Source organism: Paenibacillus campi, assembly GCF_034659835.1.
GTDB classification, from domain to species: domain Bacteria; phylum Bacillota; class Bacilli; order Paenibacillales; family Paenibacillaceae; genus Saccharibacillus; species Saccharibacillus campi.
The window spans coordinates 48458-60776 of record NZ_JAXSQZ010000005.1; the positions used below are offsets into that span (position 1 = coordinate 48458).

Sequence of the window (12319 nt, forward strand, 5' to 3'; positions counted from 1 at the left end):
AACACTATTCCTTTATGTTTAACAGGTCGATTGTGGTCAAAAATGGTACCCATCGACCTGTTTTTTTGTTGTATGGGGAATGTATAAATAAAGATTTATTTATACATAATTGAAAAGAATATTTACTGCAAAGTAGCATATAGGATTACTAAGTATGATGCACGGAATCATCTGATTGCTGCCAATCGTGTAAGATACGGATACGATAACAAAACAATTGAAATTCTCTCATATGTCGATCTGTTTGAGTTGAGTGCAGAGCATTCAGATGCGATGCGGACGGGGTTCAGTATGGCGCTGGATGCGATCCCGTTTGTAGGTACGGTGAAAGGGATTCAAGAAGTGCTGACCGGGGTGGATTGGATCACCGGGCAGCAACTGTCGGTGGCGGATCGCGTAGCGGAAGGTGCGGGGGTATTGCTGAGTGTACTTCCGGAAGGGAAGCTATGGGGGACGTTAGCGGCGAAGGAAGCGATTGATGGTGGGGCGTGGGTTTGGAAGCAGGTTGGGAAAGAGGCGGTTGAGGAAGGTAGTAAACGTGTAGGCAGTGCATATGATCATGTATATACGTCTACTACACCGTTAGATGATCTATTCCCTAAGCTGAAAGGGGTGAATCCGCATTATGTGGAAGGGGCTGGACCTGGGGTGAATATTAATTGTGTTTCTTGTGCGAATGCTACCCATGCTCGAGTTACTGGGAATGATACAGGGGCTGTAGCGGAAAACATGAAACAGTATGGTTTACACAATGATTTACTTCCTTCTTCTCCTTGGGGCTTTTATAATCCATCTTCTGTGGCGGATATAACTAGAAGGGTTATTGAAGAAGGTGATGGGTTTACTGCTCCTGTTGTAATCCATCAAGGCAAGATTCTACATGTAATTAATGTCGTTAATAAACATGGAATAGTTTACTTCATTGATTCGCAAATCGGAAAGATTGTGGAACTACAACCAGGTCTTATTTTAGAATTGGGTAAGCCATTTTAGAGTAATAATGGGAGGATTAGATGAAAGAATATATTGCAAAAATAACTTTTGAAGAAGCAAAGAAGCTCGCTGAACAATTAGCATTTAAAAGACTAAACAGTTATAGAAAAAGTGAGCATACTAAGCTATTAAGAGAGAATTATCTAGAGGCTGAGTGTTGCTGGTTTTTCTTTAGAAATAAAGAAATAGAAGGACCAGATGATGGTTTTCGTTTGTGGGACTGTGCATATTCGATAAGTAAAAAGGGGGAGTGCGGGACAATTGTTGATTATTCAGACTATCCTGAGAAGTTAAATGAATATATTCAGCAATTTTCAGATCGGTGCAAAGAAAAAGGATGTTGATTGGATAATTTATAGAAGGGTTTTCGGTAGATGATATTTTATCTCGAATTCCTCAAATGGCAACAAGGGGAGCATTGAATCTAATAAAAGGAAAAGTAACTAAATCTATATTATATGGAACAGATGGATCATAGTTATATAAATATGATCCATCTGTTCTTGTTTGGTTAGCTAGTCTTTCGAACATTGTCTCAAATAAACAAAAATTTTGTACAGTTAGGCAGATTAGCCGTTATTAATAATGGTTTTACCAGTATGACGCAGAAGGCAATATGCTGCATGGCCCGCTGCAAGGCAGCCTGCAAGATTACCACTATGATGCCCGGAATCGATTGATCGCGGCTGGTGGTGTAAGCTATGGCTACGATAACGAAAACAACCGGACATCGATTACCGTTAACGGTGTAACGACGAAACAGATCATCAACCCGCAAGCGGTGTTGTCACAGGTGTGGATGGAAACGGAGGGTAACGGCAATCCCACCGCATGGTATGTGTATGGACTGGGACTCATCAGTCGTTACGATGCTAGCGGCACCATGCAGACGTATCACTACGATTTACGTGGCAGTACGATTGCGCTAACCGATGCGAAAGGCAATGTGACGGACACGTACACCTACGATACGTACGGCGAAGAACGGAGCCATGAGGGTACCACGAACCAACCATTCCAGTACGATGGACGTGATGGGGTGCAGACCGATCCGAACGGCTTATACCAAATGCGTTCGCGGTACTACAACCCGGAAATTCGCCGTTTTGTAAACCGGGATGTGGTGACAGGCACGATTGCAGATGGCTTGACGATGAACCGGTATGCGTATGTGAATGGCAATCCGGTATCGTATGTCGATCCATTTGGACTCCGTGCAGAGCATTCGGATGCGATGCGGATGGGGTTCAGTATGGCGCTGGATGCGATTCCGTTTGTAGGCACGGTGAAAGGGATTCAGGAAGTGCTGACCGGGGTGGATTTGATCACCGGGCAGCAGTTGTCGGTGGCGGATCGCGTAGCGGAAGGTGCGGGGGTATTGCTGAGTGTACTTCCGGAAGGGAAGCTATGGGGGACGCTCGCGGCGAAGGAAGCGATTGATGGTGGGGCGTGGGTTTGGAAGCAGGTTGGGAAAGAGGCGGTTGAGGAAACGGTTGACGCGGCGAAGAAGCAAGGATATCGGCTTAAGGCGAACTTGCAGTTGTTTGCTGAGAAGACTGGAAAAAGTGACGACTTTGCCATAGAACCATTCCTGCCGGATGAGTCATATGGTAAGAATCTGCCCAAATTTGTTGAACCAGGAACAAAAAGCCTAAATAAACATGACGAATTTGGTAATCTTAAACAAACTAAATACTATGATGATTACGGTGGAGAAAAAGGATGGATTGATTGTTCTAATCATGGCTATCCTGATAATCATAGTGTTCCACATTGGCATGAGGTACGATGGAATGAGAAATATCCAATAGGTGGATATAAAATTGACCATCGTATGGATACAAAACCACCTTTTTAGGGAGGCGTGAAAAAGTGTGTTGAAATTGCAATATTCTGATGCAAACAATAATAGTGAGTTTATTATCAATTTACTCGAAGTTATCAATAAAAAATGGAGTGACATATATTGGGGAGCAGGTGATATTGAAATAATACCCAAATATAATGATGATTATCCTGGTACTGGAAAAAATAAATCTATTGAAGTAGCTTTTAATTTTGGAAACAAAGTTGAAAGAGAAAAAATTGCTTATTTGACATTTTCGCAGTTTATGGAGGTACTGGAAGATACTCAAACAATAAGAAACGCTGTTCTTAATTGTTTTCCAGACGACGTTCCATTTGATTATAATTTCCGTCCAAGAGTTGCAGCCAGCGAACTTAACAAAATTCAGCATGAGTTAGCACAATTAGAAATTAGAATTTTAGATGGCGATTTATTTTTCATTTTGTCGAAAGATAGGGAGGTTATCTTGTTGATAGAGGAACAGACGCAGGAATTTATACTGACTTAGTCATTGATAGATAATTTAAATACCTTGATTGGCTTCATGCCTTTCAAGGTTTCTTTTTTACAAATTATAAAAAAGCCAACTCCAAATCGTACATCGACCGCCCCAACTTCACTCCCTCCAACAATCTGCTACAATAAAAAAACCACCTCCCCCATCCCAGCACTCAACATACGAAGGGGCATCTACAATGCAAAACCAACCAACCTACGCCCAAAACATCATCGTCCACACCAAACACAACAACACACACCAATGGTTTGTCACCGATAAAGAACTATGGTTTTTGGACTTGAAAAAATTTATTGCAGCTTATATTCAGCAAGGATGGGACATTCCCAATCGTGGACTTCTCCGCTCGATTTCATATCGCGATTGTAAACGAGCATACAGCAGCGGCATTTTTTCAACAGATCAGTCCCTTTGAGGCCAGTACAGACGAATTAAGGAGCATGGTGGAGCAGCGAACATACAGCCATATTTCAGACATGTTTCCTTCGCTGTATGTGGATGTTGACGGTAAGCAATTGTTTTCTTCCTATCCTGAGCCTGCATCGTATGAACGTTATGTACCAGACGGATGGCGTGGAACGTATGGGCAATGGATGGAGATTTCCTGAGAAAGAACGCTATTGGATCATTCGAGGCATTGATCGACTGGCAGAAGACAATTGAGCATACATCATACTTATACGTTTAAGATCGTGCAGAATGATGTTTAGGCGTATCCTTTTGCCACAGTTGCTTAGTCTACGATTACGAAAAATACCTATATGAAAAATACCTATATTATGAAAGGAGTGAATGCAATGAAACAACGCCTATTTCGCGCCGAGTTAATCGAGCTTGTGCAGCGCATTCAGGATGGAAGAGGAAGTGAGCAGCAACAGGAGCAATGGCTGGAACAGCTCATACAGAGCGTACCGCATCCAGATGTAAGTAACCTTATTTTTTGGAATAATGAAGAATGGACAGCAGAGTGCATTGTGGATGAGGCGCTCGCTTATCATCCGATCATACTCGGTCAAGCGCCAAATGAAGATTAATTCTATTTTTTCCATACTTTACTCCATACGAGCAGAAGTGAAGCAGTGGTAGGTAGATGAGCATAAGCGATGAAAGATGTATTGAAGTCCAAACCGGATTCAACATCAAGCGCCAAAATAACCCCCGTGTACAGCGTAGGCTGCTATACACGGGGGTTGGGATCATTTTAAAAGATGTGGAGATGATGGCTGGACGTACATATGCTCTACTTACAGCACTTTCTCCAAAAAGCTAATCGTACGTTCATGTTTGGGACTGCCAAATACTTGCTCTGGCGAGCCTTCTTCGACGATATAGCCGCCGTCCATGAAGATGACGCGGTCAGCGACTTCACGGGCGAAGCCCATTTCGTGGGTTACGATCATCATCGTCATACCTTCGCTTGCCAGGTCTTTCATTACGCCGAGTACTTCACCGACCATTTCCGGGTCAAGCGCAGACGTTGGCTCGTCAAACAGCATAATGTCCGGGTTCATTGCCAGCGCACGGGCGATCGCCACACGCTGCTTTTGACCGCCGGACAGACTGCCTGGAAATGCGTCTGCCTTGTCGGATAAACCGACACGTTCGAGTAACTGTAGTGCCGTTTTGCGCGCTTCTGCTGCGGATTGCTTTTTCAGTTCAACCGGAGCAAAGGTGATATTTTTGAGCACGCTCATATGTGGAAACAGATTGAAATGCTGGAATACCATCCCGATATTTTCACGTACTTTGTTAATGTCTGTGCGGCTGTCGCTAATGTTGTAATCATCGACGAGCACTTCGCCGGCGGTAATTTCTTCCAACTTGTTCATGCAGCGCAGCAGCGTACTTTTACCAGAGCCGGATGGCCCGATCACACAGACCACTTCGCCTTCTTCCACCTGCATATTGATGTCTTTCAATACTTCGTTGGAGCCAAAGCTCTTTTTGAGGTTGGTCACTTTAATTTTACCCACGGCGAGTTCTCCTTTCGACAGCATCTGCAATTTTGGTTAGGATGGTGATTACTACTAAATACATGATGGCGACCATAGACCAAATTTCAAAGGATGCATAGTTATCGGCAATAATGATTTTACCTGATTGAGTCAGCTCGATCAGACCGATTGCCGACATGATCGATGTGTCCTTCAGCGTGATAACAAGCTGATTAATAAAGGACGGAATCATCACTTTAATCGCTTGTGGAATGATAACTTTGATCATAGATGTACGGTGCGGAAGACCGAGAGAACGAGCTGCCTCCATTTGCCCTTTGTCAATTGACTGAATACCACCACGAATAATTTCCGTAACATATGCACCGGCGTTCAAGCTGAGTGCCAGTACAGCGCCAACGATTAATGGCATTTTAAAGCCAAATGCAGCTGGTAAACCAAAATAAATAAAGAAGCCGAGTACAATTAGAGGAATGCCACGGAACACATCTACAAAGATTGTTGCAATAGCACGTCCTAACTTATTATGACCAACTTTCAAGAAAGCGAAGATCAGACCGAGAATAAACGCGAAAAATAGCGACATGATCGTATACAAAAGCGTCATACCCAAACCTTTTAACAATTCAGGGAATGCCGCAGTCATAATCTCTAGACTACTTTTTGGTGGTGGTGGTGTAGTCGATTCTTGACCCGGTGTGGAAGAACCAAGATATTTGGCGACAATACGATCGTATTCACCATTTGCCTTAAGATTAGCTAGACCAGCGTTGAATTTTTGCAACAACTCTGTATTGTGTCCTTTATTAACTGCAAATCCATAAGGAGCGCCTTTTTCTTTTTCGGTTACTGTTTTTAATGGTAAGCCTTGTTGAATCGCATAAGCAATAACTGGATAATCGTCAAAACATGCGACCGAGTTGCCTGCCGTAACTTCCTGATACATCTGAGCGGAGTCATCAAATGGTACGAGCGTGAATCCATATTTATCTTTAATCGAATTCGCAAAAGAATAGCCTTCGGTTCCCGTTTTTACAGCAACACGCTGACCGCGCAAATCATCGTAGCTCTTGATCGTATCATTGTTGCGCCCAACAGCCATAACAACGCCAGATTCGTAATATGGTTCTGAGAAGTCGAAGGTTTGCTTGCGCTCGTCGGTAATACTCATGCCTGCGATCATGCCATCGATTTGATTGGCTTGCAGTGCTTGTAGTGCTGCATTAAAGCCAAGCGGACGAATTTCGTACTTGAATCCCTGATTCTGCGCAATAGCAGCCATTAAGTCCATATCAATTCCGATATACTTGCCATCACGTTGGAATTCAAACGGTGCAAATGTAATATCTGTGCCGATAAGATAAGTCTTTCCCTCTTGCGACTGAGCCGCTGCGCTTGGACTCCAGCTTGCGGTACACATGCCGAAGAAAAGAAGGAGAGCCATAAATAACCACATAAATCTAGATTTCTTCATAAAATCCTCCATTTCCTGTACTCCACATTACAAGTTTGTGATGATTGCAGGCGTAGCTCATCAATCGAATGAAAAGTCATACTGCCTTCACATTCTATGTAACATTAAATGTCCCACACCACATGTCTTCTTATTCTACAAAAAAAAATTCTAATTGACTATAGCGCTGTGAAGCTTGAACGAGTAAAATTTGGGAAAAAATTTGGAATTGGTGGCATATAACCTGCCGGAAACACAGTTTTAAGCATCTAGATTAGGATAAAAATTCGGGTGTTGTCAGCACCGCTTCTAGCAACGTATGATAAAAAGCAATGATGTTATGCACTGCAATCCAGTTTTTTCTTGTGAGATATACTGGGGTTAGAGGATAGAACTGGATAAATGCATAATGAACAACCCTATTGATTTTAAACCTTACGAGAAGAAAGGAAACGATCATAATGAAATCTGTTATTTTGGATGTGGATACCGGTATCGATGATTCGATGGCGATTGCGTATGCGGTACATTCGCCGGAGCTAAATGTGTTAGGCATTACAACGGTATTTGGCAATATTACAGTGGAGGAAGCGACGCGCAATACGCTCGTTGTACTGGATCAGTTGGAACGCCCGCTAGCGGTGTATCCGGGTGAGGCAAAGCCGCTACAACGGGAGTATACGAAGCCATTTGCCCGTCATATTCATGGCGAGGACGGCATCGGCAATCAATTTCGCGAACCTTCCGCAAGACAGCCGGAATCGTTGTCCGCGCCGGAATTTATCGTGCAGCAAATTATGGCGCATCCGGGTGAAATTACCGTTATTGCGGTTGGGCCGCTCACTAATATTGGGCGTGCTTTGCAGATGGAACCGCGGATTGCCGAGCAGATCGAGCGTCTAATCGTTATGGGTGGTGCAGTGACAGTACCCGGCAATGTGACGCCTTACGCTGAAGCGAATACGTACTCTGATCCCGAGGCGGCAGCGCTCGTATTTGGCTCCGGTATGCCGGTTACGTTAGTCGGTCTGGATGTGACGATGCAAACGCTGCTGACCGCTGCCGATCTGGAACAGTGGCGCAGTCTGAATAGCGATCTTGCTCATTTTCTCGCGGATATGACTGATTTTTATATGGAAGCGTATAAAGGGGTCATTACGAGCGGGCGCGGCTGTGCATTACATGACCCGCTCGCTGTCGGGGTGGCGATTGATCCAAGCTTTGTGCGTACCGAATCGTATGCTGTACATGTGGAATGCACCGAGTTGGCGTCGCTCGGTAAAACGACCGGTGTACATGCAAGCCCGGCTCCCCATATTGAAGTTGCACTTGATGTGGATGCAGAGCGGTTTGTTAGCCATTTTTTGAGTCGGATTGTGTAAAGAGGGCGGGCGTAGATCGGATACGTCGATGCGTATGCTAGGGCTAGAGTTTGTTAGGTATAGGCTATAGTCTATGCGAACAAGAAGCTGATGCAAGTGAGTAACCGGTGTATGTAAAATTGTGTAATCATTACTTTAATAGCATAATGCGATAAACTATATAAGCGAATAAACCGTACCTTTAGATGAAGGTGCGGTTTTTGTATGCGCTGAACAGCAGTGCGGCGTAATGGCAAGTTCATAAGCTACTTAAATCGTTGTTGGGTGGAACTGAAATGGTGATTTGATAATATGACTACTGAATCGATGTTCGTACAGTTGACCCATCAGTAGTATGCACATGTCCGTACAAATACTGCTTTGTTTCAATTTTAAATACAATTAATGTAAAAAATAGCACAAAATCAAGAAATTAAGCTTCGAAATAAGCGAATAAGCCCTTTTTTATTGTGACGATTGTCCAAATACGGTATATTGAAATAGATGAACATATTGCACACGGACGCTTGTACGCACTGCAAAACAATAAGCGTTTACATGCTGTCCATATGCATCACGAGCCGTCTACATTTCAGAGCAAACCATATACGCAATATACTGAAATTAAGTGGTTTCAGTGTTTGCGTTCTATCAAACACGAGGTGCAATGAAAAGGATTTTTGCGTAGCAAAAGATCGTACTGCTTCAGTGTTTGCGTTCTATCAAACACGAGGTGCAATGAAAAGGATTTTTGCGCAGCAAAAGATCATACTACTTCAGTGTTTGCGTTTTTCTCCTACTCACATCATGTATACTGCTTCCTGCTTAACGTAGTATCCAATATGGATGTACAGCTTGCAGATCGCTTAGATTGATAATTTATATAGTAAGGCCAGGTGTACTCAATGAGCAGCAAAAATCCGAGGCGACAAGACGCATTATCTGCAGCACAACGCAAACTCGAGACACTGCGCATCCTTGAAGCCGAAGGCACTGTCCGTGTATCCGGATTAAGCCGCCGCTTCAATGTGACAGAAGAAACGATTCGGCGTGATCTGGAACGTTTGGAGCTTGAAGGAATCGTTGTGCGTACGCACGGTGGCGCGGTATTTAACCGTAACCGTGAGCAATACGAATCTCCTGCCGTACAGCGGGAAACGAAAAATATCGAAGAAAAGAAGGCGATTGTAGAGCACGCGCTGTCTTTAATTCAGCCGGGCGATGTGATTGCACTCGATGCTAGCACGACCTGTTTGCATCTCGTTAAGCAATTGCCGAATCGGCCGTTAACTGTGCTTACTTATTCTCTAGCGATTGCCAATGAGCTTGTACCGAAGACCGAGATTGATGTTATTTTGATCGGTGGTTATTTGGATCGTGACTCGATGGCGAATACTGGCATTCATGCGGAAAAGATGGTGGAAAGTTATCATGTGGACAAATTTTTGTTCTCGTGTCATGGCTTTGATCTGTCACGCGGATTAACCGAACCGTCCGAAGCGCATGTGCAATTGAAAAAGAAAATTATCGAGATTTCTGATGAACTGATTTTGCTGACTGACAGCTCTAAATTCCGCCGTAAATCGCTAGTGCGTTTTCTCGGTATGGAAGACCTAAACCGTTTTATTACCGATGATCAATTGCCAGAAGAAGCGATTCATGAACTGGAAGAAATGGGTGTTGAGGTCATTGTTGTCGATTAATGAGTTCACGCATCACTAGCCGTCCTGGAACAACAGGGCGGCTTTTTGGTCGTGATATGTATGCCGTGCGTTATGTTTATGTTATGCTGCTGTGGTCGTGATTACAGCAGAGGGGAACGCTCTTTTTGGTCGTGATGTATACAATTTGCGGCAATAGGCTTGAAAATCGTGGCGGTTGGCGGTACGGTAGAACAATAGCATCATGCGAGCAAGCAGCGATACCCGTTCGGGTGGAAACTACGTGCTGAATCGGCGCCTAGCCAGTTGATTCCATAGCAGGATCAATGACAGCTTACGCCTCGATTTGGCAGCATACAAAGATGCTGAACCAAAACGAATAATGACGGGATGGGCGTCTGGAGTGAGGAGAAAAGCAATGAAAGCAACGGAGGACAACAATTCGCAAACAGTCAGTATGGAGGATATCGTACGCGCGCATCATGTGTTGCGTGACGTTATTGTACGTACACCACTGCAACGGGATGCTACCCTGTCGGACAAGTATGAGTGCGAGGTGTATCTAAAGCGGGAGGACATGCAGGTTGTGCGCTCGTTCAAAATTCGTGGTGCCTATAACCGGATTCGTCATTTGTCGGACGAGGAGCGGTCACGCGGTATCGTATGTGCCAGTGCAGGCAACCATGCACAAGGCTTTGCCTTTTCATGTCGACACTTGAATATTCAGGGGAAAGTATACATGCCAAGCACAACCCCAAACCAAAAAGTCAAAATGGTGAAAAAGTTTGGTGGTGCCAATGTTGAAGTGATTCTCGTAGGTGATACGTTTGATGATGCCTATGCTGAAGCGATCCAAACGTGTACAGAGCATGGCATGAGTTTTATTCATCCGTTTGATGATCCTTATATTATTGCCGGTAATGGTACGGTCGGGATGGAAATTATGGAAAGCCTGGATCGTCCGGCGGATTATGTGTTTATTACGATTGGCGGTGGCGGTCTTGCTGCCGGTGTCGGTCAATATATGCGTACAATTAGTCCTTCCACGCGCTTGATTGGCGTAGAGCCACTCGGAGCGGCATCGATGAGCGAGGCGATTAGCCGTAATGAAGTCGTGACGCTTGATGAAATCGACAAATTTATCGACGGTGCAGCCGTCAAACGTGTCGGACAGATGACGTATGCGATTTGCCGCGAAGTGCTGGATGATGTGATTCGTGTACCAGAAGGGAAAGCATGTTCCGCTATTCTGGATTTGTACAATGAAAATGCGATCGTAGCTGAACCGGCAGGAGCATTGCCGATTGCGGCGCTAGATATGTATCGTGATCAGATCAAAGGCAAAACGATCGTTTGCATTATTAGCGGCGGCAACAATGATATCGATCGCATGCAAGAGATTAAGGAGCGCTCGCTCATTTATGAAGGGCTGAAATACTATTTTACGATTAATTTCCCGCAACGTGCAGGCGCCCTGCGCGAATTTTTGCAAAAAGTGCTCGGCCCGAATGATGATATCGCCCGTTTTGAATATACGAAAAAGCATAACAAAGAGAATGGCCCGGCATTGGTCGGGATTGAGCTAAGTTCGCCGGATGATTATGGCGCACTCATTGAGCGGATGGATGATCATAATATCCAGTACGTGGAGCTAAATCGCAATCCGAACCTATTTAATCTGTTAATTTAATTGACCCGAGCGAGTCGTTCGTGATCCTGCGTGATCCATAGACGGACTAGCATATACCCGGCATTTCTTATCCGAAGAAAGCCGGGTATTGCTTTGTCTGCAAACGGAAGTAATCGATACAGCGGCATGGAAGTGTGCTTTGTTTGCTAACGATTTGGTTTTTCGCTCAAAATGGTCTATACTATTAAAGTAAGTTTATTACAGTTGATAACTACTAAGGAGGATATATAATTATGCTTATTATTCATGCTAATATGTTGATCAAACCTGAACAGGTTGATAAATTTTTGCAAGAAATCGATGCACTGGTGACCGCTTCCCAAGCGGAGGAAGGCAATATCTCCTACGTGCTAAAACGCGATGTCAAGCAACATAATCTGTTCACGATGGTCGAAGAATGGAAGGATGCGGAAGCGATGAAGCTGCACAATGCGACTCCGCATTTCCAAAAGTTTGTGCAGGATATGCAGCAATTTGCGGCTGCTCCACTGGATGCCAAAGTATTTGAAGCGACAGAACTGAAGCGCGGCTAATAACGTACATTAAACATTGATGACAAGCGATATGATCATCGTGTAGGCATGCTCCGAATCTCCCTTTGAAATATAAGGGGGATTTTTTATTTAAACTATACATAATTACGGATAGTACTCCGATATATCTCACTAAGTTAGCCTGTCGAATATTCCCGAAACAATGCGGAATTTACCTATAAATATACAGATTATACAGAGCAGCATTGCAGCAGACCGGATTTCTTTGTGGAGCAAAGACATGTCGACCATCATTTAGAACGGTGAGAAGCATAACGCTTGAACGCCGAAGTCGGAGGGAATGACTAGC

The 12319-nt window shown here is 44.2% G+C and carries 13 protein-coding genes; 11 read left to right on the forward strand and 2 right to left on the reverse strand.

Features of this window, described 5'->3' with window-relative positions; translation table 11 throughout:
* Window positions 1–291 precede the first annotated feature (291 nt).
* The 7 genes from U1I11_RS13410 to U1I11_RS13440 all read left to right on the forward strand — a co-directional run bounded on the left by U1I11_RS13410 (window position 292) and on the right by U1I11_RS13440 (window position 4390).
* Complete coding sequence (locus U1I11_RS13410; RefSeq protein WP_322906641.1) at window positions 292–993, forward strand: pre-toxin TG domain-containing protein; 702 nt, start codon at window positions 292–294, stop codon at window positions 991–993.
* Between the two features lie 20 nt (window positions 994–1013).
* A complete protein-coding gene (locus U1I11_RS13415) occupies window positions 1014–1337 on the forward strand; it encodes a hypothetical protein (RefSeq protein WP_322906642.1) in 324 nt (107 codons plus the stop codon).
* Between the two features lie 272 nt (window positions 1338–1609).
* Window positions 1610–2851, forward strand: a complete 1242-nt coding sequence (locus tag U1I11_RS13420; protein WP_322906643.1) for an RHS repeat-associated core domain-containing protein — start codon at window positions 1610–1612, stop codon at window positions 2849–2851.
* 16 nt (window positions 2852–2867) lie between these two features.
* Window positions 2868–3347 carry a hypothetical protein gene (locus tag U1I11_RS13425; RefSeq protein WP_322906644.1) on the forward strand — a complete coding sequence of 160 codons (480 nt, stop codon included), beginning with the start codon at window positions 2868–2870 and terminating at the stop codon, window positions 3345–3347.
* A gap of 187 nt (window positions 3348–3534) precedes the next feature.
* A complete protein-coding gene (locus U1I11_RS13430; protein ID WP_322906645.1) occupies window positions 3535–3771 on the forward strand; it encodes a hypothetical protein in 237 nt (78 codons plus the stop codon).
* 25 nt (window positions 3772–3796) lie between these two features.
* Window positions 3797–3964, forward strand: coding sequence for a hypothetical protein (locus U1I11_RS13435; protein ID WP_322906646.1), 168 nt, complete (start codon window positions 3797–3799; stop codon window positions 3962–3964).
* A gap of 189 nt (window positions 3965–4153) precedes the next feature.
* Complete coding sequence (locus U1I11_RS13440) at window positions 4154–4390, forward strand: hypothetical protein (RefSeq protein WP_322906647.1); 237 nt, start codon at window positions 4154–4156, stop codon at window positions 4388–4390.
* Window positions 4391–4600: 210 nt separating this feature from the next.
* On the opposite strand, the gene U1I11_RS13445 is transcribed toward U1I11_RS13440, so the two are convergent.
* Window positions 4601–5329 (reverse strand): amino acid ABC transporter ATP-binding protein, encoded by a 729-nt coding sequence (locus tag U1I11_RS13445; RefSeq protein ID WP_322906648.1) that lies wholly within the window; start codon window positions 5327–5329, stop codon window positions 4601–4603.
* Complete coding sequence (locus U1I11_RS13450) at window positions 5322–6785, reverse strand: amino acid ABC transporter substrate-binding protein/permease (RefSeq protein ID WP_416235623.1); 1464 nt, start codon at window positions 6783–6785, stop codon at window positions 5322–5324. The genes U1I11_RS13445 and U1I11_RS13450 overlap by 8 nt, the downstream gene beginning before the upstream one ends.
* Before the next feature lie 437 nt (window positions 6786–7222).
* Between U1I11_RS13450 and U1I11_RS13455 the strand changes: the two genes are divergently transcribed.
* The 4 genes from U1I11_RS13455 (at window position 7223) to U1I11_RS13470 (ending at window position 12009) form a co-directional block, all read left to right on the forward strand.
* Complete coding sequence (locus U1I11_RS13455; RefSeq protein ID WP_322906887.1) at window positions 7223–8146, forward strand: nucleoside hydrolase; 924 nt, start codon at window positions 7223–7225, stop codon at window positions 8144–8146.
* Between the two features lie 884 nt (window positions 8147–9030).
* Window positions 9031–9828 (forward strand): DeoR/GlpR family DNA-binding transcription regulator, encoded by a 798-nt coding sequence (locus U1I11_RS13460; protein ID WP_322906649.1) that lies wholly within the window; start codon window positions 9031–9033, stop codon window positions 9826–9828.
* A gap of 376 nt (window positions 9829–10204) precedes the next feature.
* On the forward strand, window positions 10205–11476 hold the full coding sequence (gene ilvA / locus U1I11_RS13465) for a threonine ammonia-lyase IlvA (protein WP_322906650.1): 1272 nt from the start codon (window positions 10205–10207) through the stop codon (window positions 11474–11476).
* A gap of 233 nt (window positions 11477–11709) precedes the next feature.
* Complete coding sequence (locus U1I11_RS13470) at window positions 11710–12009, forward strand: putative quinol monooxygenase (RefSeq protein WP_322906651.1); 300 nt, start codon at window positions 11710–11712, stop codon at window positions 12007–12009.
* Window positions 12010–12319 lie beyond the last annotated feature (310 nt).

What these genes read in the sequence shown, in the direction of transcription:
- U1I11_RS13410 (WP_322906641.1), top strand. Translation starts at nt 292, where the DNA reads ATGGCGCTGGATGCGATCCCGTTTGTAGGTACGGTGAAAGGGATTCAA.
- U1I11_RS13415 (WP_322906642.1), top strand. Translation starts at nt 1,014, where the DNA reads ATGAAAGAATATATTGCAAAAATAACTTTTGAAGAAGCAAAGAAGCTC.
- U1I11_RS13420 (WP_322906643.1), top strand. Translation starts at nt 1,610, where the DNA reads ATGCTGCATGGCCCGCTGCAAGGCAGCCTGCAAGATTACCACTATGAT.
- U1I11_RS13430 (WP_322906645.1), top strand. Translation starts at nt 3,535, where the DNA reads ATGCAAAACCAACCAACCTACGCCCAAAACATCATCGTCCACACCAAA.
- U1I11_RS13435 (WP_322906646.1), top strand. Translation starts at nt 3,797, where the DNA reads ATGGTGGAGCAGCGAACATACAGCCATATTTCAGACATGTTTCCTTCG.
- U1I11_RS13440 (WP_322906647.1), top strand. Translation starts at nt 4,154, where the DNA reads ATGAAACAACGCCTATTTCGCGCCGAGTTAATCGAGCTTGTGCAGCGC.
- U1I11_RS13450 (WP_416235623.1), bottom strand. Translation starts at nt 6,785, where the DNA reads ATGAAGAAATCTAGATTTATGTGGTTATTTATGGCTCTCCTTCTTTTC.
- U1I11_RS13460 (WP_322906649.1), top strand. Translation starts at nt 9,031, where the DNA reads ATGAGCAGCAAAAATCCGAGGCGACAAGACGCATTATCTGCAGCACAA.
- ilvA (WP_322906650.1), top strand. Translation starts at nt 10,205, where the DNA reads ATGAAAGCAACGGAGGACAACAATTCGCAAACAGTCAGTATGGAGGAT.
- U1I11_RS13470 (WP_322906651.1), top strand. Translation starts at nt 11,710, where the DNA reads ATGCTTATTATTCATGCTAATATGTTGATCAAACCTGAACAGGTTGAT.